This is a genomic window from Polaromonas sp. P1_G1 (genome assembly GCF_056405595.1).
In genome coordinates, this window is sequence record NZ_JBFUBU010000011.1 from 121,368 (window position 1) to 144,341 (window position 22,974).

Genomic DNA, 22,974 nt, shown 5'->3' on the forward strand with positions numbered 1-22,974 from the left:
CAGGCCTTCAGCCAGCCACCAGTTGCTCTTGCCGCATCTGGTCTTCCACGCTTTCGCGGCGGCGTATCAGGTGCACCTGGTCGCCGTCGACCAGCAGTTCGGCTGCGCGGCCGCGGGTGTTGTAGTTGCTGGCCATGCTCATGCAATAGGCGCCGGCCGACATCACGGCCAGCTGGTCGCCCGCCACCACGCTGAGCGCGCGGTCGCGGCCTATCCAGTCGCCGCTTTCGCAGACCGGCCCAACCACGTCATAGGTCATCTCCGCGGCTCCGGGCGTGGCGGCAACCGACACTGGCACGATGGCGTGGAAAGCCTGGTACATCGCCGGGCGCGGCAGGTCGTTCATGGCCGCGTCGATGATGCAGAAGTTCTTGTGCTCGCCGGGTTTGACGTAGAGCACCTCGGTCAGGCACACGCCGGCATTGCCGACCAGGGAGCGGCCGGGTTCGATCATGAGTTTTTTGCCACCGTAGCCGCGTGCATCCAGCCGGGCCAGCAATTGCTGCCACAGCGCATCGGCTTCGGGGGGCGTGTCGTTGTTGTAATTGATGCCCAGGCCGCCGCCGAAATCGATGTGCTCCAGCGGGATGCCGGCGCCTTCAATGGCCGCCACAAGGTCCAGCACCCGGTCCATGGCGTCGAGGTAGGGTGTGGCGTCGGTGATCTGCGATCCGATGTGGCAGTCGATGCCGACCACGCGCAAGCCCTTGAGCGAAGCCGCATGCCGGTAAATGCGCAGCGCGTCTTCATGCGCGACGCCGAACTTGTTGTCCTTGAGGCCGGTGGAAATATAGGGATGCGTCTTGGGATCCACGTTCGGGTTGACGCGGATGCTGATGGGCGCGCGCAGGCCCTGGGCCAGCGCCACCCCGGACAGCACGTCGAGCTCGGCCTCGCTTTCGACGTTGAAGCAGCCTATGCCGGCGGCCAGCGCCTTGCGCATTTCGGCGCGGGTTTTGCCCACGCCCGAGAAAATGATTTTTCCCGCCTCGCCGCCCGCCGCCAGCACGCGGTCGAGCTCACCGCCCGAGACGATGTCAAAACCGCAGCCGGCGCGGGCAAACACCTGCAGTACGCCCAGCGAGGAGTTGGCCTTCATGGCGTAGCAGATCTGCGCATGGCGCCCGGCAAAGCCGCGCTGGTAGGCGGCCAGCGCCGACAGCATGGCGGCCTTGGAATACACGAAGAGCGGCGTGCCGTGCGCGGCGGCGAGATCGCGCAGGCGCAGGTTTTCAACAAAGAGCTCGCCCTCACGGTAGGCGAAATGCGGATGGCCGGGAAGGGATGGGCGGGTCATGGGTGGTGCTGGCTGTGGAAGGAAAGGTTCGAGGTATCTTAAGGAGCGCGCGGCCTGCGCGCCATGACCGATTCAAGGTGTCTTTGCGTCGATGCCTTGGATTTCAAGGTTCAGGCCGCGCACGGCCTGGAGTCCCTCAAGGCCGGTCGTCAAATGTTTAGCGGGCGGCCGAGGCCGGCACAACCGGTGCGGTTACCGCGGCGGGAGGTGCCTCGGGAAGAGTGGTTGATGGCGTGGGCGAGGTGGGCAGGGCCGCGGCCGGGACCTTGGGTGGCACGGGAAGGTAAAGCGCGCCTTTTTGGCCGCAACCGGCCAGCAGGGCGGCTGCGGCCACAATCGCGGCAAGGCCATGCCGGAAGCCGGGATTGCGGGCGCGGCCTAAAATTTGAACTGAAGAAACCATGACGGGATTGTAATGACGGACCTTGAATACCAGGATCTGGCCGAGCGCGCGCTCCAGGCAGTGGAAGCGGCCTGCGACCGGATCAACGATGAGACCGATGCGGACATCGACAACCAGCGGACCGGCGGCATGGTCACGCTGACCTTTGCCAACCGCAGCCAGATCGTCATCAACCTGCAGAAACCGCTGCAGGAAATCTGGATGGCGGCCAGGGCCGGCGGGTTTCACTATAAATACAGTGCGGGGCGCTGGGCTGACACCAAGGATTCCAGCGAATTTTTCGCCCAGCTCTCACGCTACGCCGGCGAGCAGGCCGGCCAGCCGCTGGTGTTCAAGGCGCCGGACTGATTGCTCCGGCCGCGCTGGAAGTGAAAAACGGCCCGTGAGGGCCGTTTTTCATGCACGGTGCGCGACCGTCAGTTCTTGAACAGGTCCAGGATGCGCTTTTTCTCGTCCGAGGGCGGCAGCACCTGGATCGCGCCGCCCGGTCCGGCGGGGCTGGCCGGCTGGCCCGCATTGGCGGCGGCCGGGTCTTGCTGGATGCCCACGGTGCTGACACCCGAGCCCCGGGCGTACTCGCTGTAGTACCACTCGCCGCCCACGTTGACGACGCCTTCGGGCGCCGGGTATTCGGCGACCGGAACGCCCTTGAGGGCGTATTCCATGTAATTGATCCAGATCGGCAGGCTCAGGCCGCCGCCGGTTTCCCGGTCGCCGAGCTTCTTGGGCGTGTCGTAGCCCATCCAGACCGCCGCCGCCAGTGTGGGCTGGAAACCCACGAACCAGGTGTCGATGGAGTCATTGGTCGTGCCGGTTTTGCCGTAGAGGTCGGGCCGCTTGAGCGTGGCCTGCGCCCTGGCTGCCGTGCCGGATCGCGCGACTTCCTGCAGCAGGCTGTCCATGATGAAGGCGTTGCGCGCCTCTATGCCCCGGGCCGACTCGTCCAGCGCGGGCGGCTTGGTGTCCAGCAGGACTTTGCCGCGCTGGTCGGTGATTTTGGTGACCAGGTAGGGATTGACGCGGTAGCCACCGTTGGCGAACACGGAGTAGGCGGTCACCATCTGCATGGGCGTGACCGAGCCTGCGCCCAGCGCCATGGTCAGGTAGGCGGGGTGCTTTTCGGCCTCAAAACCGAAGCGGGTGATCCAGTCCTGGGCGTAGGGCGCGCCAATGGCCTGCAGGATCCGGATGGAAATCATGTTCTTGGATTTCTTCAAGCCGGTGCGCAGGCTCATCGGGCCTTCGAAATTGCCGTCGTAGTTCTTCGGCTCCCAGGGCTGGCCGCCGGTCACGCCGGCGTCRAAGAACAGCGGAGCATCGTTGACCACGGTGGCGGGGGTGAAGCCTTTTTCCAGTGCGGCCGAGTAGATAAAGGGCTTGAARCTGGAGCCGGGCTGGCGCCAGSCCTGGGTCACGTGGTTGAACTTGTTTTTCTCGAAATCAAAGCCGCCCACCAGCGCGCGTATGGAGCCGTCGCGCGGGTCCAGCGCCACAAAAGCGCCTTCGACCTCGGGCAGCTGGGTGATTTCCCAGGTGTTTTTCGGCGTTTTTGCCACGCGGATCAGGGCGCCGCGGCGGATCTTGATATTGGGGCCGGCCTTGTCGGCCAGGCCGGACTGCGCGGGTTTGAGGCCGTCGCCGGTGATTTCGACGGTTTCGCTGTTTTGGCGCATGGCCAGGATGCGCTTGGGATTGGCCTCGAGCACCACGGCTGACATGACGTCGCCGTTGTCGGGGTTGTCGGTCAGCGCGTCGTCGATGGCGTCTTCGGTTTCCTGGGGATTGGCGGGCAGATCTATGAATTTCTCGGGGCCGCGGTAGATCTGGCGGCGCTCGTAATCCATGATGCCCTTGCGCAGCGCCTTGTAGGCCACGGTCTGGTCGGTGGCGCGCAGGGTCGTGTAGACGTTCAACCCGCGGGTATAGGTTTCGTCGCCGTACTGGTTGTAGACCAGCTGGCGCACCGTTTCGGCCACGTACTCGGCATGCACCCGGCCGGCGTCGGGCCCGGTCCTGACCTTCAGGGGCTCTTCCTTGGCGGCCTTGGCCTGCTCGGCCGTGATGAAGCCGTTTTCCTCCATGCGCTCGATGATGTAGAGCTGGCGCGCCCGGGCGCGTTTGGGGTTGATGATGGGGTTGTAGGCCGACGGCGCCTTGGGCAGGCCGGCCAGCATGGCCGCCTCGGAGATCGTGATGTTCTTGAGCGGCTTGCCGAAATAAGCCTCGGAAGCCGCGGCAAAGCCGTAAGCCCGGTTGCCCAGGAAGATCTGGTTCATATAGATCTCAAGGATCTGGTCCTTGGTCAGCATGTGCTCCAGCTTGAAGGTCAGCAGGATCTCGTAGATCTTGCGGGTGTAGCTTTTTTCCGCCGAGAGATAGACATTGCGTGCCACCTGCATGGTGATGGTGGAGGCGCCCTGGCTCTTGGCCCGGCCCACGTTGGCGAAGCCGGCGCGGATCACGCCCAGGTAGTCCACCCCGCCATGGGAGAAAAAGCGCGCGTCCTCAATGGCCAGCACGGCATCTTTCATGACCTGCGGGATGTCCTTGATGGGGGTCAGGCTGCGCCGCTCCTCGCCGAATTCGCCGATCACCACCCCATCGGCGGAATAAACGCGCAGCGGCAGTTTCGGCCGGTAGTCCACCAGGTCCGAGATGTCGGGAAGGTTGGGGTAGGCAACCGACAGGGCCACGGCGACGAACAGCAGGACGCTGACGACGCCTGCGAGCAACAGGCCGGTGCTCCACAGCATAAGTTTGACCAGCCAGCGCGGCAGCCAGGACTTGGCTGGCCTTGACGACTTGGCCGGGCCGGGATTTGAATCAGGAGAGGTGGGCGTGGAGGGCATGTAGGCAATCGTAAAGTCGCGTCACTATTATAAAAATCCTGGAAACCGGGGCGTACCGGGCTGGCGCCGCCGCATCACTCTTTTACGTTTGCAGACATCGTCTTACCCCCGTCGGCTCACTTGCACTCGGTTACAAGCGTCGGCTTTTGACAACGTTCTGGATGTGCGGAACAGGAAAAATCCTTACTGCACAAAGAGCTTACTGCTACTATTCAAGTGATTTCTTAAGTATGCAGGGCTACATATTAGCCGTCATTTGGGGACTGCCTTGATCTCTCTGGGGTCGTTATTCAACCGCCAACAACCCGCTTTGCTGGGTTTGGATATCAGTTCGTCCAGCGTCAAGCTGGTGGAGTTGAGCCGTGACAAGGCCGGTAACCTGGTGCTGGATCGCTGTGCGATCGAGCCCCTGGAACGCGGCTGGATCACCGACGGCAACGTCGAAAAATTCGACGAAGTCGCCGACGCCGTGCGCCGCCTGGTCAAAAAGAGCGGAACCCGCACCAAAAACGTCGCCATGGCGCTGCCCGCTTCCGCGGTCATCACCAAAAAAATCATCCTGCCCGGCGGCATGACGGACGCCGAACTCGAAACCCAGGTCGAGTCGGAAGCCAACCAATATATTCCCTTCTCCCTGGATGAAGTCAGCCTTGACTTCTGTGTGGTGGGCCCCAGTGCCACCTCCAGCGGCGATGTCGAGGTGCTGATTGCGGCCTCGCGCAAGGAGAAGGTCCAGGACCGTGAAGGCCTGGCGGAAGCCGCGGGGCTCAAGCCCATCGTGGTCGATGTGGAGTCCTACGCTTCGCGCCTGGCAACCGCCCGCCTGATCGAAAACCTGCCCAACAAGGGGGTGGACACCATGGTCGCCCTGTTCGAGGTCGGCGCCTTGACCACCAGCATGCAGGTCATCAAGAACGACGAAGTGTTGTATGAGCGCGACCAGGCCTTCGGCGGCGCGCAACTGACGCAGCTGATCGTCCGCCAGTACGGCTTTTCGCCGGAAGAGGCCGAAAGCAAGAAGCGCAGCGGCGACCTGCCGGAAGACTACGGCTCCGGCGTCCTGAAGCCCTTTGTGGAAAGCATGGCCCAGGAAATCGGCCGCGCCCTGCAGTTCTTCTTTACCAGCACCCCGCACAACAAGGTGGACTACGTCATGCTGGCCGGCGGTTCTTCCGCCCTGCCGGGGCTGACCGATTCCGTCACGCAGCAGACTTCGTTCGCCTGCCTCCTGGCCAACCCTTTTGAGGGCATGGAACTGGGCGACAGCGTACGGGAAAAGAAAATGCGCCGTGAGGCATCGTCTTACCTGACCTCCTGCGGTCTGGCTTTGCGGAGGTTCCTGCAGTGATTCTGGTCAATCTGCTCCCGCACCGCGAAGCTGCGCGCAAGCGCAGGCGCGAAACGTTTTTCGCCACGCTTGGCATGGCCGCCCTGATCGGCGGCTTGATCTGCGGCGCCGTGTACTCCTGGTACCTCGCACAGATCGAAGCCCAGCGCAGCAAGAACAATTTCCTGAAAGTCGAGATCACGCGCCTGGAAGCGCAGATCAAGGACATCGCCACGCTGCAGGCGGAAATCGCCGCACTGAGGGCACGCCAGAACGCGGTGGAAGACCTGCAAGGTAACCGCAACCTGCCGGTCTACCTGCTCAGCGAGCTGGTCAAGCAGTTGCCTGACGGCGTGTACATCAACAGCATGAAGCAGGACAACCAGACGGTGTTCATCACCGGCGTGGCCCAGTCCAACGAGCGGGTTTCCGAACTTCTGCGCAACCTGGCCAACAACAGCCCCTGGCTGACCCGGCCGGAACTGGTTGAAATCACGGCCAGCATGGTGTCGCTGACGCCGCGCGACCAGCGGCGTGTATCCAATTTCTCCATGCGTGTCGGGCTCAAGCGCCCCGCCGCGCCCAAGGCGCCCGGTTCCGCACCGGCCGGCTCGACGCCTGGTGCCGCGCCGGCGGCTGCGGCGATCCCGGCCAAAGCCTGAAGCAGGTTGAACGATCATGGCAAAAACTCCCAAAATCTCCGTCGATTTCTCGGCGATCCAAAACAGCCTGAAGGCCCAGTTCTCCGGGCTTGACGCCAATGACCCGCCGTCATGGCCGGCGCTGCCGCGCTATCTTCTCTGCGTCGCCGTCACGGTTCTCGTGGTGGTCGCGCTGTGGTTTGTCTGGCTCAGTTCCTCGGACGAAGAACTGACGGCCGAGCAGGCCAAGGAAGTCCAGTTGCGGGAAGATTACAAGAAGAAACTGGTGCAGGCGGTGAACCTCGATGCCCTGAAAAAGCAGCGCGAGCAGGTTCAGCAATATGTGACCCAGCTGGAGAAGCAGCTTCCGAGCAAGGCTGAAATGGATGCCCTGCTGTCGGACATCAATCAAGCCGGCCTGGGCCGCAGCCTGCAGTTCGAGCTGTTCCGGCCGGGCCAGGTCAGCGTTAAAGAGTACTACGCCGAACTGCCCATCGCCGTGCGCGTCACGGGCCGTTACCACGACATTGGCGCCTTTGCCGCGGACATCGCCAATCTCTCCCGCATCGTGACCTTGAACAACCTGGCCCTGGTGCCGGCCAAAGACGGGAATCTCGTCATGGACACCACGGCCAAGACATTCCGCTACCTCGACCCCGAGGAAGTGGCCCTGCAGCGCAAGAGCGCCCCGGGAGCCAAAAAATGAGGCTTAACAACTATGTGCTGACCGGCGGTCTGGTATTGGCGCTATTGACGTTGGCCGGTTGCGGCTCGTCCGAGCAGGAAGAACTCCAGCAATGGATGACGGAGCAGCGCAACGCGACCCGGCCCAAGGTCGACCCTCTGCCCGAGCCCACCAAATTCTCGCCGCAGGCCTATAACCAGGAAGGCGCCATTGAGCCCTTCAGCAACCAGAAATTGACGCAGGCTCTCAAGCGTGACTCCAACCAGGCGACGGCAAATGCGGGCCTGATCGCGCCGGAACTGAGCCGGCGCAAGGAACCCCTGGAAGCCTACCCCCTGGACGCGACCTTCATGGTCGGAAGCCTGATCAAGGTGGGCCAGCCGGTGGCGCTGGTCAAGGTCGACAACCTGATTTACCAGGTCCGGGTCGGCAACTACCTTGGGCAGAATTACGGCCGGATCACGCAGGTGGGTGAAACAAGCCTTTCCCTGCGTGAGATCGTGCAGGACGCTGCGGGCGAATGGATTGAGCGGACGGCGACTTTACAGCTATTAGAGGGATCAAAATGAACAAGCAAACATGGGCATTGGCAGCACAGGGTACGGGAGGCGGCCTGACGCGTTTGCTTGAACGTGTGTTGCGCGGCGCTTCATTCGGCATGGCTTTGTCGCTGCTGGTGGCGGTGCTGCCGGCGGCCGCACAGGCGCAAAACTCCATTCAATCGGTGACCGGTTCGGTCCAGGGCGGCTCAGAGATCATCCGCATCGACCTGGCCGAGCCTTTGACCGCCATCCCCAACGGATTCACCATCCAGTCGCCGGCGCGTATCGCCCTGGATTTCCCCGGTGTAAGCAATGCCATGGGACGGACCGCGGTGGACATGAACGTCGGTAACCTGCGCTCGGCAAACGTGGTGCAGGCCGGCGACCGGACCCGCGTGGTGCTCAATCTCAAGGCGCCGTCGACTTACAAGGCCGACATTCAGGGCAAATCACTGGTGATCACACTGGATCCGTCCTCCTCGGCAAGTGCTTCGCCAGCGGCGCCCGCGCAGGTGTTCGCGGAAAGCCGCAATCGCGATGTGTTGCCGCTCAAGGATGTCGACTTCCGCCGTGGAACCGACAGTGCCGGGCGCATCGTCGTGGGCCTGACCAATAACGAAGTGGGCGTTGACATACGCCAGCAGGGCCAGACCCTGGTAGTTGAATTCCTGAAGACGGCCTTGCCTGAAGGCCTGCGCCGCCGGCTCGACGTGGCCGACTTCGGCACGCCGGTGCAAACCGTCACAACTTTCCAGACCGGCGACAAGGTCCGCATGGTGGTGGAGCCCAAGGGCGCCTGGGAGCACAGCGCCTACCAAAGCGACAACCAGTTTGTGCTGGAAGTCCGCCCCCTGAAGGTCGACCCGAGCAAACTGACCCAGGGACCCGGCTACACCGGCGAGAAACTCTCGCTGAACTTCCAGAACATTGAAATCCGTTCCCTGTTGCAGGTGATCGCCGACTTCACGAACTTCAACATCGTCACGTCCGATTCCGTGACGGGCAGCGTCACGCTGAGGCTGAAGGATGTGCCCTGGGACCAGGCGCTGGACATCATTCTCCAGTCCAAGGGCCTGGGCATGCGCAAAAACGGCAACGTGCTGGTCATCGCGCCCAAGGACGAACTGGCTGCCAAGGACAAGCTGGACCTGGAATCGCGCAATGCCATCCAGAGTCTCGAGCCCGTTCGCACCCAGTCTTTCCAGATCAATTACGCCAAGGCTGCGGACATCGCGACACAGATCAGCGCCGGCGGAAGCGGGCCGGCGAGCGCCCGTATCCTGTCCCAGCGCGGCAGCGTCATTTCCGAAGCCCGGACCAACCAGCTGTTTGTGACCGACATCCCCTCGAGGCTGGAGGCGGTCCAAAGTCTGATCACCAAACTCGACGTGGCGGTTCGCCAGGTGCTGATCGAGGCGCGCATCGTCGAGGCTTCGGACACCTTCGGCAAGTCGCTGGGCGTGCGCCTCGGCGGCCAGCCCTTCAACCAGAATACCAACACGGCGTTCGGCGGCACCTACAGCGCGGCGACGGCGGGCACCAATGCCGGTGAATTTGTGAGCCTGCCGGGCGTGGGCCAGAACGGCTTCTCGGCGGCGACGTTTGCCGTGTCCCTGTTCAATGCGGCCAAGACGCGATTCCTCAATCTGGAGATTTCCGCCTCCGAAGCTGACGGCAAGACCAAGATCGTTTCCAGCCCCCGCGTTGTCACGGCGGACCAGGTGAAGGCGCTGATCGAGCAGGGCACGGAACTGCCGTACCAGCAGGCGACTTCCAGCGGCGCCACGTCCATCAGCTTCCGCAAGGCCAACCTGAAGCTCGAGGTCACGCCGCAGATCACGCCTGAAGGCAACATCATCCTGAACGTCGACGTCAACAAGGACAGCGTGGGCCGCGAAACGGCCAACGGCTTCGCGATCGACACCAAGCACATCCAGACCCAGGTTCTGGTGGAAAACGGCGGGACTGTGGTGATCGGCGGTATTTTTGAACAAAACGACCGCGACAACGAAACCAAGGTTCCGTTCCTGGGCGACCTGCCGGGCGTCGGCAACCTCTTCAAGCAGCGGACCCGCTCCGCCACGAAATCCGAGCTGCTGGTGTTCATTACGCCCAAGATGCTGACCAACGGATCGGCACTGCGCTGAACCCGGGGGCCGGCTGCGCCGCGAGGCGGGGCCGGTTTGGTGGAAAATGCAGGTAACGGCGGGCCCTTTGGGGCCTGTCGCGTTTGTGAAGCCGGCCCATTTCCTTTCCTTCCTCCAATCACGCATCCCGGGGCGAATGCCCCCAGACTCCATTGAATGCAAACCCGTTGAGAATTGCCTGCGTGGGCCTGCCGGGTTCGGGGAAGTCCACCGTCGGCCGGCATCTGGCCCGCAAAATAGGGCTGCGCTTCATCGATTCGGACCAGGTGATCGAGCAGCGCATCGCCTGCTCCATCCGCGAGTTTTTCGAGCGTGAGGGCGAGAACGCCTTCCGCGATATCGAGCAGCAGGTGATCGACGAGCTGACACAGGGCCAGTCCTGCGTGCTGTCCAGCGGCGGCGGGACGGTGCTGCGCCCCGCCAATCGCCAGCACCTTCGCGAGCGCGCGCAAGTGGTCTACCTGCATTCCATTCCCGAAGAAGTATTTCGCCGCCTGCGGCACGACCAGAACCGGCCCCTGCTCCAGGTGGCAGACCCGTTGGCCAGGCTTAGGGACCTTTATGCCGCGCGCGACCCGCTGTACCGCGAAACCGCCCACTTCGTCATCGAGACCGGTCGCCCTTCGGTGTCCACCCTGGTCAACATGATCCTCATGCAGCTGGAGCTGGCCGGCTTGCTGGCTCCGCCCTGACCACCCCTTTGGCTGCAAGCGGGTAGCCGCGGCGCGGCGAGTCCCTCTACACTCCCACCTATGCACGCAAATTCCTCTTCAGCGGCGGCACGGGTCCAGATCGACCTTGGCGAGCGCAGCTATCCGATCGCCATCGGCAACGGGCTTCTCGGCAATGCGCTGACTTACCAGGATCTCCCGAAAGCCGCCACCGCGCTGGTGGTGTCGAACACGACAGTGGCCCCTTTGTATGCGGCGCAACTTAGCCAGGCGCTGCGCCAGCGCTATGGCAAGGTGCTGCTGGTCAGCTTGCCCGACGGCGAAGTCCACAAGGACTGGATCACGCTGCAGCTGATTTTTGACGCCTTGCTCGAGAACGGCAGCGACCGCAAGACGGTGATGTTCGCGCTGGGCGGCGGCGTGGTGGGCGACATGACCGGWTTCGCCGCCGCCAGCTAYATGCGCGGCGTGCCSTTTGTGCAGGTACCCACGACCYTGCTGGCGCAGGTGGATTCCTCGGTGGGCGGCAAGACGGCCATCAACCACCCGCTCGGCAAGAACATGATTGGCGCGTTCTACCAGCCGCTGCTGGTGGTCTGCGACCTCGATGCCCTGGCGACGCTGCCGCCGCGCGAACTGAGCGCGGGCCTGGCCGAGATCATCAAATACGGACCGATCGCCGATATGGATTTCCTGGCGTGGATAGAGGCCAACCTCGACGGCCTGCTGGCCAGGGAACCCGCGGCCATGGCCCACGCGATCAAACGCAGCTGTGAAATCAAGGCCTGGGTGGTGGGCCAGGACGAGCGTGAAACGGGCCTGCGGGCCATCCTGAATTTCGGCCACACCTTTGGCCATGCGATTGAATCCGGCCTGGGCTACGGCGAATGGCTGCACGGCGAGGGCGTGGGCTGCGGCATGGTGATGGCCGCCCACCTGTCCGAGCGCCTGGGCCTGGTCGACATGGCTTTTGTGGAGCGGCTGACCCGGCTGGTGCGGCGCGCCGGTCTGCCGGTCAAGGCGCCTGTGCTGTCGGCCACCGACAATGCCGGGCGCTACCTGGAACTGATGCGTGTCGACAAAAAATCCGAAGCCGGCGAGATCCGTTTTATCGTGATCGACGGCCCAGGCAAAGCGGCGCTTCGCAGCGCGCCCGACGCGCTGGTGCGCGGCGTGATCGACTTGTGCTGCGCGTAGTGCGCGTAACCGCCTGGAGAGCGTGAACCATGACCCTCGCGCCTTATGCCTGTGACCCCGCGCTGTCGCGCGGGCGCCGCTACACCGAACCGGTCGCGCCCACGCGCTCCGACTTCCAGCGCGACCGCGACCGCATCGTGCATTCCACGGCCTTTCGGCGCCTGGTCTACAAGACCCAGGTGTTCCTCAACCACGAGGGCGACCTGTTCCGCACCCGCCTGACCCATTCGCTGGAGGTGGCGCAACTGGGGCGCTCCATCGCCCGCACGCTGCAGCTCAATGAGGACCTGGTGGAGGCCATCGCGCTGGCGCACGACCTGGGCCACACGCCCTTCGGCCACGCCGGCCAGGATGCCCTGAACGCCTGCCTCAAAGCCGGCCATCCCGAGAGCGCCGGCTTCGAGCACAACCTGCAAAGCCTGCGCGTCGTGGATGCGCTGGAAGAGCGCTACCCGGCCTACAACGGCCTGAACCTCAGCTTCGAGACGCGCGAGGGCATCCTCAAACACTGCTCCAGGCGCAATGCGCTGCGCATCGAGGCGCGCGAGCCGGGCGGCGTGGCCCGCCGATTCGTGGAGCAGCCCACCGAAGGCCCGCAATGGCAACAGCCCAGCCTGGAAGCGCAGCTCGCCAACCTGGCCGACGAAATCGCCTACAACGCGCACGACATCGACGACGGCGTGCGCTCCGGCCTGCTGACGCTGGAGCAATTCGAGGATGTGGAACTCTTCAGCCAATATTGCCGCGAGACGCGGCTGGCCCATCCCGGCCTGCAGGGTCGCCGCTTGCTGTTTGAGACCATACGCCGCATGCTCAGCGCGCAGGTCTACAACGTGATGGATGCGACCTGGGCGGCGATTCACAAGGCGGCGCCCGCGAGCGCCGACGAGGTGCGCCAGCACCCCGCGCTGGTCTGCTTCACGCCAGAGATGGCGCGGCAGTCGGCCTTGCTCAAGCGCTTCCTGCTGCAAAACCTCTACCGCCACCCCAAGGTGGTGGAGACCACGCAGGCCGCCAAGCAAGTTGTGCGCGACCTGTTCGAGGCCTACATGGCCGACCCCGCGCAGATGCCGCAGGCCCACATCGACCGCTTTGACGGCGTCGACGTCCCGCACGCCGCCGGCGCCAAGCCCGAGCGCGTGGTGGCCGACTACATCGCCGGCATGACGGACCGCTTTGCCGCCAAAGAACATGAACGCCTCAAGGGGCGGACCGCTTTCGCGGCCTGAACTTTCCCCTCACGCCTTGCCCCCGCGTGACTGAAACCAAGCCGGATACCGTCGCCAGCATGCGAGCCGCCTGGTGCGTGATCGCGGCCGGCGTGGTGGCCGCGCTGCATGTGGGCAAGCTGCCGCCCGCTTTGCCTGTGCTGGGCCAGGTGCTGGGCGTCTCGCTGCTGCAGGCTGGCTTTTTGTTGTCGCTGGTGCAACTGGCCGGTATGGCGCTTGGGCTGGTGACGGGGCTGGCCGTGCAGCGCGCGGGGCTCAAGCGCAGCATGGTGGCGGGCCTCTGGGTGCTGGCCTTGGCCAGCGCCCTGGGGGCCATGGCGCCTGGTGTTTATGGCCTGCTGGCGACACGCGTCCTGGAAGGCCTGGGATTTTTGTGGGTGGTGCTGCCGGCGCCGGCCCTGGTGCGCCGGCTGGTACCAAAGGAAAAGCTGAACGGCATGCTCGGCATGTGGGGCGCTTACATGCCGCTGGGCGCTTCACTGGCGTTGCTGGGCGGACCCCACCTCATCGCTTTGGGCAGCCCGCAATGGGGCTGGCGCATCCTGTGGTGGCTGCTGGCCGCACTGGCTGCGGTGCTGGCCCTGGTGCTCGCATGGCGGGTGCCGGTTGAGCCGCCCGAGGCGGTCCCGGCGGCCGGCCGGCCCCGCGGCGGCCAACTCATCGCGGCAACCCTGCGCTCGCGCGCTGCCTGGCTGATGGCCATGGCCTTTGCGGCGTATTCGGGACAATGGCTCGCGGTGGTCGGTTTCCTGCCGTCCATCTATGCGCAGGCCGGTGTGGCCGCTAACTGGGCGGGGCCGCTGACGGCGCTGGCCGCCGCCGTCAATATCATCGGCAACGTCGCCGCCGGGCGCTTGCTGGGCCGCGGCCTGCCGCCGCTGGTGTTGCTGGGCGCGGGCTTCCTGGCAATGGGCGGCGGCGCCTTGCTGGCTTTTTCGGGCGTGCCGCCCGCGCTGCAATACGCGGCCATCCTCGGTTTCTCCATGGTTGGCGGCTTGATTCCCGCGACCCTGTTCAGCCTGGCCGTCCGCCTGGCCCCCAGTGCCGACACGGTGTCCACCACGGTGGGCTGGATGCAGCAGTGGTCGGCGCTGGGCCAGTTCGCGGGCCCTCCGTTGGTGGCCTGGGTGGCTGCGGCAGCAGGGGGCTGGCAATGGACGGGCTGGGTCACTGCGGCCAGCTCTGCGCTTGGCCTTGTCCTGGCGCTGCAGCTGCACCGCTTGGCGGCTTTGCGCACACCGACGCATTAGCGCCAGTCCCACACAATAGAGCGCCGAGTGCCGTCATCAAGGGCTATAAGACGGCGCATAGGCTTATGACGTGTCGGCATTTCCCCGCTGTCTTTTCGGCTTCACACGGATTACGCTTGAGGTCTGCGCACACTTTGTGACATTTCTTTGGAACAGTAAGCGCATGCTGCAATGCAGGCATCAAACCTGCTTTGGCTATTCCCGTATCTCAAAAGGTGTTGTCATGGGTTTCAATCGGCGTCAGTTAATTCTCGGTGGTGTGTCGGCAGGCGCTGTGGTGGCAAGTCCCGCGCTGTGGGCGCAAAGCAAGACCGCGCGAAAAATCGTCATCGGGCAATCCGTGCCGCTCACCGGCGCCGCCGACCAGATCGGCCTGGCCTACCTGAACGGCGCCAAGATTTACTTCGACGCGATCAACGCCAAGAACGGCGCGGGCGGCTACAAGATCGAAGTCAAAGCGCTGGACGACGGTTACGCGCCGGCCAAGGCCGCGGCCAATGCCAAGCAATTGATCGACGAGGGCGTTGACGCGCTTTTCGGTTTCACCGGCACGGCCAGTTGCGATGCCGCGTTTGCCGCCGCCAAAGCTTCGGGCACCTTGTTCTTCGCGCCCTTCGCCGCGTCGGACGCGCTGCACGATCCCGCACTCAGCAACGTGTTCCATGTGCGTCCCGCATTGGCCGACGAGGCCTACAAGATCGCGCGCCATTGCGCCACGCTGAACCAGGACCGCATCGCCGTGTTTGCCGAAGACGACGCCATGGGTCGCGGCGGCCTGGCGGCCGTCAACCAGGCGCTCATAGACTTGAAGCGGCCGGCCATCGTCGGTAGCGCGCTGTCACCGGTCAACAGCGACAAGGTCGACGCGGCCGTGGCAACGCTGATGAAGGCGCAGCCGCAGGCCGTCATCCAGGTCAGCCTGTTCAATTCATCGGCGGCTTTCATCCGCAAGATGCGGCAAGCCGGCTTCGGCGGCCAGTTCCTGAATTTTTCTGTCGTCGGCATCGATCCGCTGTTCAGCGCCCTCGGCAAGGAAATCGGCGGTGTCGTGATTTCGCAGGTCGTGCCTTCGCCGCGCAGCACCGGCACGCCCATCATCAAGGAATACCTTGATGTGCTGAACCAGACCGACCAGACCCCCAGCTATGAAAGCGTGGAAGGCTACATCGCCGCCCGCACCTTCGCTGAAGGCGTGCGCCGCAGCGCGGCGGGTAGCGGCAAGCCGGACCGGGCCGGTCTGCAAAAAGCCTTTGAATCAATGACGGACTACGAYGTGGGCGGCTTTCGCGTCAACCTGCGTCCGAAGAAATACGAATCGGTGCGCGCGATAGACCTGGTCACCATCACCCCCGACGGCAAGGTCGTCCGCTAAACGCCGCGGCCGCTTTCTCGGCCCTCTCGGGGGAGAGGGTGAAATCAGGGTCGGGTTCCAATATCATGGTGCAAACTCCAGGCATTGCATCCCATGGCCCGTCTTCCGCGTCTGACCCTTCCCGGCTACCCCCACCACATCATCCAGCGGGGCAATAACCGCCAGGCCATCGTTTCGTCCGCCGCCGACCGCCAGATGCTGCTGGGGCTGATCGACGAAAGCGCTTGCAAATCCGGCGTTGCCCTGCACGCCTACGTGCTGATGGACAACCATCTCCACCTGCTGGCCACGCCCAGCACAGCGGAGGGCCTGCCGCAGATGATGCAGGCCGCGGGGCGGCGTTATGTGCGCTACTTCAATGACAGCCAGGGGCGCTCCGGCACCCTGTGGGAAGGGCGTTACCGCGCCACCGTGATCGAGGCCGAGCGCTACCTGCTGGCCTGCATGGCCTATATGGACCTGAACCCGGTCCGCGCGGGCCTGGTGGCCGAGGCCAGGGACTATCCTTGGTCCAGCCACGGCCATTACGCGGGCCTGCGGGTAGACAGCCTGCTGACGCCACATCCGCTGGTCTGGGCGCTGGGCAACACGCCTTTTGCCCGGGAGGCGGCTTACGCCGAACTGGTGCGCGCCGGCATCACGCTGGAGCAGCAAGACTTGCTGACCCGCGCGGCCCTCAGCGGCTGGGCGCTCGGCGGGGCTGATTTTCTGGCGGAACTGCAAAAGCGCACGGACCGCCGGGTGACCAAAAACCAGGCAGGGCGTCCGCCTGCGGCGCCAAAAGAGGAAGTGTCGACCTCCTGAGCAGAACCTTTCTCAAGGGGATTGCTGCGGTGAAATTTAATATGTCCCCAATTAAATTCCGATTAATTTAATCGATATTTAATCAGTATCTGACCCCATTTAAAGTGCTTGGCATTGTTGTTGCACTGCACTATGCTCCCATTCCCTGCGAAAAATTATGAACCTTGCGGATGGAAGCGTTGCCGGCCTTTTTTCGAGGCCACCCTTGCATCGCCGTCATCCCCAACCGACGAGGAATTGCCATGACCACGGCTGCTGAAATCAAGCATTTTGAAGAAAACGGTTTGTACTCCGGAGCCAACGAGCACGATGCCTGCGGCGTCGGTTTCGTGGCGCACATCAAGGGGCACAAAAGCCATGCCATCGTCCAGCAAGGCCTGAAAATTCTCGAAAACCTCGACCACCGGGGTGCAGTGGGGGCCGACAAACTCATGGGTGACGGCGCCGGCATCCTGATCCAGCTGCCCGACGCGCTGTACCGTGAAGAAATGGCGACGCAAGGCGTTCAGCTGCCACCGCCCGGTGAATACGGCGTCGGCATGGTGTTCCTGCCGAAAGAGCACGCTTCCCGCCTGGCCTGCGAACAGGCGCTCGAGCGCGCCGTCAAGGCCGAAGGCCAGGTGCTGCTGGGCTGGCGCGACGTGCCGGTCAACCGCGACATGCCCATGTCGCCTACCGTGCGCGAAAAAGAACCCATCCTGCGGCAGATCTTCATCGGCCGCGGCAACGACGTGATCGTCCAGGACGCACTGGAGCGCAAGCTCTACGTCATCCGCAAGACCGCCAGCGCCGCCATCCAGAACCTGCGCCTGACGCACAGCAAAGAGTATTACGTTCCCAGCATGTCCAGCCGCACSGTGGTCTACAARGGCCTGCTGCTSGCTGACCARGTGGGCACCTACTATCGCGACCTGACCGACACGCGCTGCGTTTCCGCGCTCGGCTTGGTGCACCAGCGTTTTTCCACCAACACCTTCCCCGAGTGGCCGCTGGCCCACCCCTACCGCTACGTCGCGCACAACGGCGAGATCAACACCGTCAAGGGCAACTACAACTGGATGAAGGCGCGCGAAGGCGTGATGTCCTCGCCGGTGCTGGGCGCCGACCTGCAAAAGCTCTACCCGATCAGCTTTGCCAGCCAGTCCGACACCGCCACCTTCGATAACTGYCTGGAACTGCTGACCATGGCYGGYTACCCYATCAGCCAGGCCGTGATGATGATGATCCCCGAGCCCTGGGAACAGCACACCACCATGGACGAGCGCCGCAAGGCCTTCTATGAATACCATGCCGCCATGCTCGAGCCCTGGGACGGCCCGGCCTCCATCGTCTTCACCGACGGCCGCCAGATCGGCGCCACGCTGGACCGCAACGGCCTGCGCCCCTCGCGCTACTGCGTGACCGACGACGACCTGGTCATCATGGCCTCCGAATCGGGCGTGCTGCCGATTCCCGAGCACAAAATCGTGCGCAAATGGCGTTTGCAGCCCGGCAAGATGTTCCTGATCGACCTGGAACAGGGCCGCATGATCGACGACGAGGAAATCAAGGCCACGCTGGCGCACAGCAAGCCCTACAAGCAGTGGATCGAAAACCTGCGCATCAAGCTGGACGACGTGGCCGGCAAGGCTGCGAAGGCTGCTCCGGTGACCGTGCCCGCCGTTTCCGACATCCCCCTGCTCGACAGGCAGCAGGCCTTCGGCTACACCCAGGAAGACATCAAATTCCTGATGTCCCCCATGGCCGCCAACGGCGAGGAAGCCACCGGCTCCATGGGCAACGACAGCCCGCTGGCCGTGCTCTCGAACAAGAACAAGCCGCTGTACAACTACTTCAAGCAGCTGTTCGCACAGGTGACCAACCCGCCCATCGACCCGATCCGCGAAGCCATCGTGATGTCGCTGGTGTCCTTCATCGGCCCCAAGCCCAACCTGCTGGACATCAACCAGGTCAACCCGCCCATGCGGCTCGAAGTGAGCCAGCCGGTGCTCAACGTTGCCGACATGCAGAAGCTGCGCGACATCGAGTCGCACACCCAGGGCAAGTTCAAGAGCTACACCCTGGACATCACCTACCCGCTGGCCTGGGGCCACGAGGGCGTCGAGGCCAAGCTGGCCTCGCTGTGCGCCGAGGCGGTTGATGCGATCAAGGACGGCAAGAACATCCTGATCGTCAGCGACCGCGGCATCAGCGCCACGCAAGTCGCCATCCCGGCGCTGCTGGCCTTGTCGGCCATCCACCAGCACCTGGTGAAAGAAGGCCTTCGCACGACGGCCGGACTGGTGGTCGAAACCGCCTCGGCCCGTGAAGTGCACCACTTCGCCGTGCTGGCCGGTTACGGCGCCGAAGCCGTGCATCCCTACCTCGCCATGGAAACCCTGGCCGAGCTGTCCAAGGGCCTGCCGGGCGAGCTCAGCACCGAGAAAGCCGTCTACAACTACACCAAGGCCATCGGCAAGGGCCTGTCCAAGATCATGTCCAAGATGGGCGTGTCTACTTATATGAGTTACTGCGGCGCGCAGCTGTTCGAGGCCATAGGCCTGAACCGCGACGCCGTGGCCAAGTTCTTCACGGGCACCGCCAGCCAGGTCGAAGGCATGGGCGTGTTCGAGATCGCCGAAGAAGCGCTGCGCATGCACCGCGCCGCCTTTAGCGACGACCCGGTGCTGGCCAACATGCTGGACGCCGGCGGCGAATACGCCTGGCGCGTGCGCGGCGAAGACCATATGTGGACGCCCGACGCGATCGCCAAGCTGCAGCACTCCACGCGTTCCAACAACTGGAACACCTACAAGGAATACGCGCAGCTGATCAACGACCAGAACCGCCGCCACATGACCTTGCGCGGCCTGTTCGAGTTCAAGATCGACCCCTCCAAGGCCATCCCGATTGATGAAGTCGAGCCGGCCAAGGACATCGTCAAGCGTTTCGCCACCGGCGCCATGTCGCTGGGCTCCATCAGCACCGAGGCCCATGCCACGCTGGCCGTGGCCATGAACCGCATWGGYGGCAAGAGCAACACGGGCGAGGGCGGTGAAGACCCGAACCGCTACCGGCAAGAGCTCAAGGGCATCCCGATCAAGAAGGGTGAAACGCTGAAAAGCGTGATCGGCCCGAAACAGGTCGAGGTCGACCTGCCGCTGCAGGACGGCGACTCGCTGCGCTCGCGCATCAAGCAGGTGGCCTCGGGACGCTTCGGCGTCACCGCCGAATACCTGGTGTCGGCCGACCAGATCCAGATCAAGATGGCGCAGGGCGCCAAGCCCGGCGAGGGCGGCCAGCTGCCCGGCGGCAAGGTCAGCGAATACATCGGCGCCTTGCGCTACTCGGTGCCCGGCGTGGGCCTGATTTCGCCGCCGCCGCACCACGACATCTATTCGATCGAGGACCTGGCCCAACTGATCCACGACCTGAAGAACGTCAACCCGCGCGCCAGCATCAGCGTCAAACTGGTCAGCGAAGTCGGCGTCGGCACCATCGCGGCAGGCGTGGCCAAGGCCAAGTCCGATCACGTGGTGATCGCCGGCCATGACGGCGGCACGGGTGCCTCGCCCTGGTCGTCCATCAAGCATGCCGGCTCGCCCTGGGAAATTGGTCTCGCCGAAACCCAGCAGACCCTGGTGCTCAACCGCCTGCGCGGCCGTATCCGCGTGCAAGCAGACGGCCAGATGAAAACCGGCCGCGACGTCATCATCGGCGCGCTGCTGGGCGCCGACGAGTTCGGTTTCGCCACCGCGCCGCTGGTGGTCGAAGGCTGCATCATGATGCGCAAGTGCCACCTCAACACCTGCCCCGTCGGCGTCGCCACGCAGGACCCGGTGCTGCGCCAGAAGTTCAGCGGCAAGCCCGAGCACGTCGTCAACTACTTCTTCTTCGTCGCCGAAGAGGCGCGCCAGCTGATGGCACAGCTCGGCGTGCGCAAGTTCGACGACCTGATCGGCCGCGCCGACCTGCTCGATACGCAAAAAGGCATCGAGCATTGGAAGGCCAGCGGCCTGGATTTCAGCCGCCTGTTCTACCAGCCCAACGTGCCGGCCGACGTGCCGCGCCTGCATGTGATGGAGCAGGACCACGCGCTCGGCAAGGCACTGGATGTGCGCCTGATCGAAAAATCCAAAGCCGCGATTGAAAAGGGCGAAAAAGTCCAGTTCATCGAAGTGGCGCGCAACGTCAACCGTACCGTCGGCGCCATGCTGTCGGGCGAGCTGACGCGCCACCATCCGCAGGGCCTGCCCGACGACACCCTGCGCATCCAGCTGGAAGGCACGGGCGGCCAGTCCTTCGGCGCTTTCCTGGCCAAGGGCATCACCATGTACCTGATAGGCGACGCCAACGACTACACCGGCAAGGGCCTGTCAGGCGGCCGCATCGTGGTGCGCCCCAGCATCGACTTCCGCGGCGACGCGGTGAAGAACACCATCGTCGGCAACACCGTGCTTTACGGCGCGACCACCGGCGAGGCCTTCTTCAGCGGCGTGGCCGGCGAGCGTTTTGCCGTGCGGCTCTCGGGCGCCACGGCGGTCGTTGAAGGCACGGGCGACCACGGCTGCGAATACATGACGGGCGGCACCGTCGCGGTGCTGGGCAAGACCGGCCGCAACTTCGCCGCCGGCATGAGCGGCGGTGTGGCCTATGTGTACGACGAGGACGGCCTGTTCGCCACGCGCTGCAACACCTCCATGGTCTCCATGGACCGCATCGTCACCACGGCCGAGCAGCACACCCATGACAAGGCCGACTGGCACGCCGGCGAAAGCGACGAGGAACTGCTCAAGCGCCTGCTGCAGGACCACAACCGCTGGACCGGCAGCAAGCGCGCGCGCGAACTGCTGGACAACTGGAGCGAGTCGCGCCTGAAGTTCGTCAAGGTCTTCCCGAATGAGTACAAGCGGGCCCTGATCGAGCGCAAGGAGCGCCGCCTGGAAGCGGCCACCGAGACCACCCGGGCCCAGGTCGCCACCAACCAGGAAGCGGTGGCCGCCAAGTAGGCCGCCAAGCCCCACGCTTGCATTGAACCGGAACTGCCCGCGCCCATGATGCATGGGCCGGCAGCCGGAAAAGCTTAAAGAAGAATTGCACAGGACCTCATCATGGGAAAAATCACCGGCTTCATGGAATACGAGCGCGTCGAGGAGGGCTACAAGCCCGTGCCGGAGCGCCTGAAGAACTACCGCGAATTCGTCATCGGGCTGGACGACGCGCAGGCCAACAAGCAGGCCGCGCGCTGCATGGACTGCGGCACGCCGTTTTGCAACAACGGCTGCCCGGTCAACAACATCATTCCCGACTTCAACGACATGGTGTTTCGCGCCGACTGGAAAAACGCCATCGACACGCTGCACAGCACCAACAACTTCCCTGAATTCACCGGCCGCATCTGCCCGGCGCCCTGCGAGGCCGCCTGCACGCTGAACGTGAACGACGACGCCGTCGGCATCAAGTCGATTGAGCACGCCATCATCGACCGCGCCTGGTCCGAAGGCTGGGTCAAGCCGGTGATGCCCAAACATAAGACCGGCAAGAAGGTCGCCGTCGTCGGCTCCGGCCCCGCCGGCATGGCCGCGGCCCAGCAGCTGGCGCGCGCCGGCCACGAGGTGACCCTGTTCGAGAAGAATGACCGCATCGGCGGCCTGCTGCGCTACGGCATCCCCGACTTCAAGATGGAAAAAGTCCACATCGACCGCCGCGTCGAGCAGATGAAGGCCGAAGGCGTGAACTTCCGCACCGGCGTGATGGTCGGCAGCCTGCCCAAGGACTCCAAAGTCACCAATTGGGCCAAGGAAAGCATCAGCCCCGAGCAACTGCAAAAAGACTTTGACGCCGTGATCCTGACCGGCGGCGCCGAGCAGTCGCGCGAYCTGCCCGTGCCCGGCCGCGACYTGGACGGCRTSCATTTCGCCATGGAGTTCCTGCCCCAGCAGAACAAGGTCAATGCCGGCGACAAGGTCAAAGGCCAGTTGCGCGCTGACGGCAAGCACGTCATTGTGATTGGCGGCGGTGATACGGGTTCTGATTGCGTGGGCACCAGCAACCGGCACGGTGCCGTCAGTGTCACGCAGTTTGAACTGATGCCCCAGCCGCCCGAAGAAGAAAACCGCCCCATGACYTGGCCYTACTGGCCGMTCAARCTGCGCACCTSCTCGTCGCATGAGGAAGGCTGCGAGCGCGWGTTCGCCATCTCCACCAAGGAATTGATGGGCGAAAAAGGCAAGGTCACGGGCCTCAAGACCGTTCGCGTCGAATGGAAAGACGGCAAGATGGTCGAGGTGCCCGGCTCCGAGCAGACCCTGAAAGCCGACCTGGTGCTGCTGGCCATGGGCTTTGTCTCGCCGGTGGCTTCCGTGCTGGAAGCCTTCGGCATTGAAAAAGACAACCGCGGCAACGCCAAGGCGAGCACGGATTTCACCGGCGGTTATGCCACTAACGTGCCCAAGGTGTTTGCCGCCGGCGATATCCGCCGCGGACAAAGCCTGGTGGTATGGGCGATTCGCGAAGGCCGCCAGGCTGCGCGCGCCGTGGATGAGTTCCTGATGGGTTATAGCGACTTGCCTCGCTAAACG

At 64.0% G+C, this 22,974-nt stretch carries 17 protein-coding genes; 14 read left to right on the plus strand and 3 right to left on the minus strand.

Translation table 11 applies throughout. From position 1 onward, the window contains the following. Positions 1-7: 7 nt before the first annotated feature. Together lysA and lptM are read right to left on the minus strand one after the other, a co-directional pair. A complete protein-coding gene (gene lysA, locus AC1D1Y_RS07470; RefSeq protein WP_477681784.1) occupies positions 8-1,297 on the minus strand; it encodes a diaminopimelate decarboxylase in 1,290 nt (429 codons plus the stop codon). 157 nt (positions 1,298-1,454) lie between these two features. Then, positions 1,455-1,700, minus strand: a complete 246-nt coding sequence (lptM, locus tag AC1D1Y_RS07475; protein WP_477652419.1) for an LPS translocon maturation chaperone LptM — start codon at positions 1,698-1,700, stop codon at positions 1,455-1,457. A 12-nt stretch (positions 1,701-1,712) separates the two neighbouring features. Between lptM and cyaY the strand changes: the two genes are divergently transcribed. After that, a complete protein-coding gene (cyaY, locus tag AC1D1Y_RS07480) occupies positions 1,713-2,048 on the plus strand; it encodes an iron donor protein CyaY (protein ID WP_477681785.1) in 336 nt (111 codons plus the stop codon). A gap of 68 nt (positions 2,049-2,116) precedes the next feature. On the opposite strand, the gene AC1D1Y_RS07485 is transcribed toward cyaY, so the two are convergent. After that, a complete protein-coding gene (locus tag AC1D1Y_RS07485) occupies positions 2,117-4,549 on the minus strand; it encodes a penicillin-binding protein 1A (RefSeq protein WP_477681786.1) in 2,433 nt (810 codons plus the stop codon). Positions 4,550-4,817: 268 nt separating this feature from the next. Between AC1D1Y_RS07485 and AC1D1Y_RS07490 the strand changes: the two genes are divergently transcribed. From AC1D1Y_RS07490 to AC1D1Y_RS07550, 13 genes are all read left to right on the plus strand, one after another. Further along, positions 4,818-5,897 (plus strand): pilus assembly protein PilM, encoded by a 1,080-nt coding sequence (locus AC1D1Y_RS07490; protein WP_477681787.1) that lies wholly within the window; start codon positions 4,818-4,820, stop codon positions 5,895-5,897. Next, positions 5,894-6,538, plus strand: a complete 645-nt coding sequence (locus AC1D1Y_RS07495; protein WP_477681788.1) for a PilN domain-containing protein — start codon at positions 5,894-5,896, stop codon at positions 6,536-6,538. Before AC1D1Y_RS07490 ends, AC1D1Y_RS07495 begins: the two co-directional genes overlap by 4 nt. 16 nt (positions 6,539-6,554) lie before the next feature. After that, positions 6,555-7,223, plus strand: a complete 669-nt coding sequence (locus AC1D1Y_RS07500) for a type IV pilus inner membrane component PilO (RefSeq protein ID WP_477681789.1) — start codon at positions 6,555-6,557, stop codon at positions 7,221-7,223. After that, positions 7,220-7,771 (plus strand): pilus assembly protein PilP, encoded by a 552-nt coding sequence (locus AC1D1Y_RS07505; RefSeq protein WP_477681790.1) that lies wholly within the window; start codon positions 7,220-7,222, stop codon positions 7,769-7,771. The genes AC1D1Y_RS07500 and AC1D1Y_RS07505 overlap by 4 nt, the downstream gene beginning before the upstream one ends. Beyond that, positions 7,768-9,891, plus strand: coding sequence for a type IV pilus secretin PilQ (locus AC1D1Y_RS07510; RefSeq protein ID WP_477681791.1), 2,124 nt, complete (start codon positions 7,768-7,770; stop codon positions 9,889-9,891). Before AC1D1Y_RS07505 ends, AC1D1Y_RS07510 begins: the two co-directional genes overlap by 4 nt. 167 nt (positions 9,892-10,058) lie before the next feature. After that, positions 10,059-10,583, plus strand: a complete 525-nt coding sequence (locus tag AC1D1Y_RS07515; RefSeq protein ID WP_477652804.1) for a shikimate kinase — start codon at positions 10,059-10,061, stop codon at positions 10,581-10,583. Positions 10,584-10,643: 60 nt separating this feature from the next. Beyond that, the gene (gene aroB, locus AC1D1Y_RS07520) at positions 10,644-11,759 is read left to right on the plus strand and encodes a 3-dehydroquinate synthase (RefSeq protein ID WP_477681792.1); all 1,116 of its coding nucleotides are present in this window, start codon (positions 10,644-10,646) and stop codon (positions 11,757-11,759) included. A 29-nt stretch (positions 11,760-11,788) separates the two neighbouring features. Continuing rightward, positions 11,789-12,988: a deoxyguanosinetriphosphate triphosphohydrolase gene (locus AC1D1Y_RS07525; protein ID WP_477681793.1), complete on the plus strand. Its 1,200-nt coding sequence runs from the start codon at positions 11,789-11,791 to the stop codon at positions 12,986-12,988. 26 nt (positions 12,989-13,014) lie between these two features. Next, positions 13,015-14,238: an MFS transporter gene (locus tag AC1D1Y_RS07530; protein ID WP_477681794.1), complete on the plus strand. Its 1,224-nt coding sequence runs from the start codon at positions 13,015-13,017 to the stop codon at positions 14,236-14,238. A gap of 223 nt (positions 14,239-14,461) precedes the next feature. Beyond that, positions 14,462-15,610 (plus strand): ABC transporter substrate-binding protein, encoded by a 1,149-nt coding sequence (locus tag AC1D1Y_RS07535; RefSeq protein ID WP_477681795.1) that lies wholly within the window; start codon positions 14,462-14,464, stop codon positions 15,608-15,610. Positions 15,611-15,703: 93 nt separating this feature from the next. Next, positions 15,704-16,414 carry a transposase gene (locus AC1D1Y_RS07540; protein WP_477681796.1) on the plus strand — a complete coding sequence of 237 codons (711 nt, stop codon included), beginning with the start codon at positions 15,704-15,706 and terminating at the stop codon, positions 16,412-16,414. A gap of 242 nt (positions 16,415-16,656) precedes the next feature. Next, positions 16,657-21,402 (plus strand): glutamate synthase-related protein, encoded by a 4,746-nt coding sequence (locus AC1D1Y_RS07545; protein WP_477681797.1) that lies wholly within the window; start codon positions 16,657-16,659, stop codon positions 21,400-21,402. Positions 21,403-21,504: 102 nt separating this feature from the next. Further along, positions 21,505-22,971 (plus strand): glutamate synthase subunit beta, encoded by a 1,467-nt coding sequence (locus AC1D1Y_RS07550; RefSeq protein WP_477681798.1) that lies wholly within the window; start codon positions 21,505-21,507, stop codon positions 22,969-22,971. The last annotated feature ends 3 nt before the right edge of the window (positions 22,972-22,974 follow it).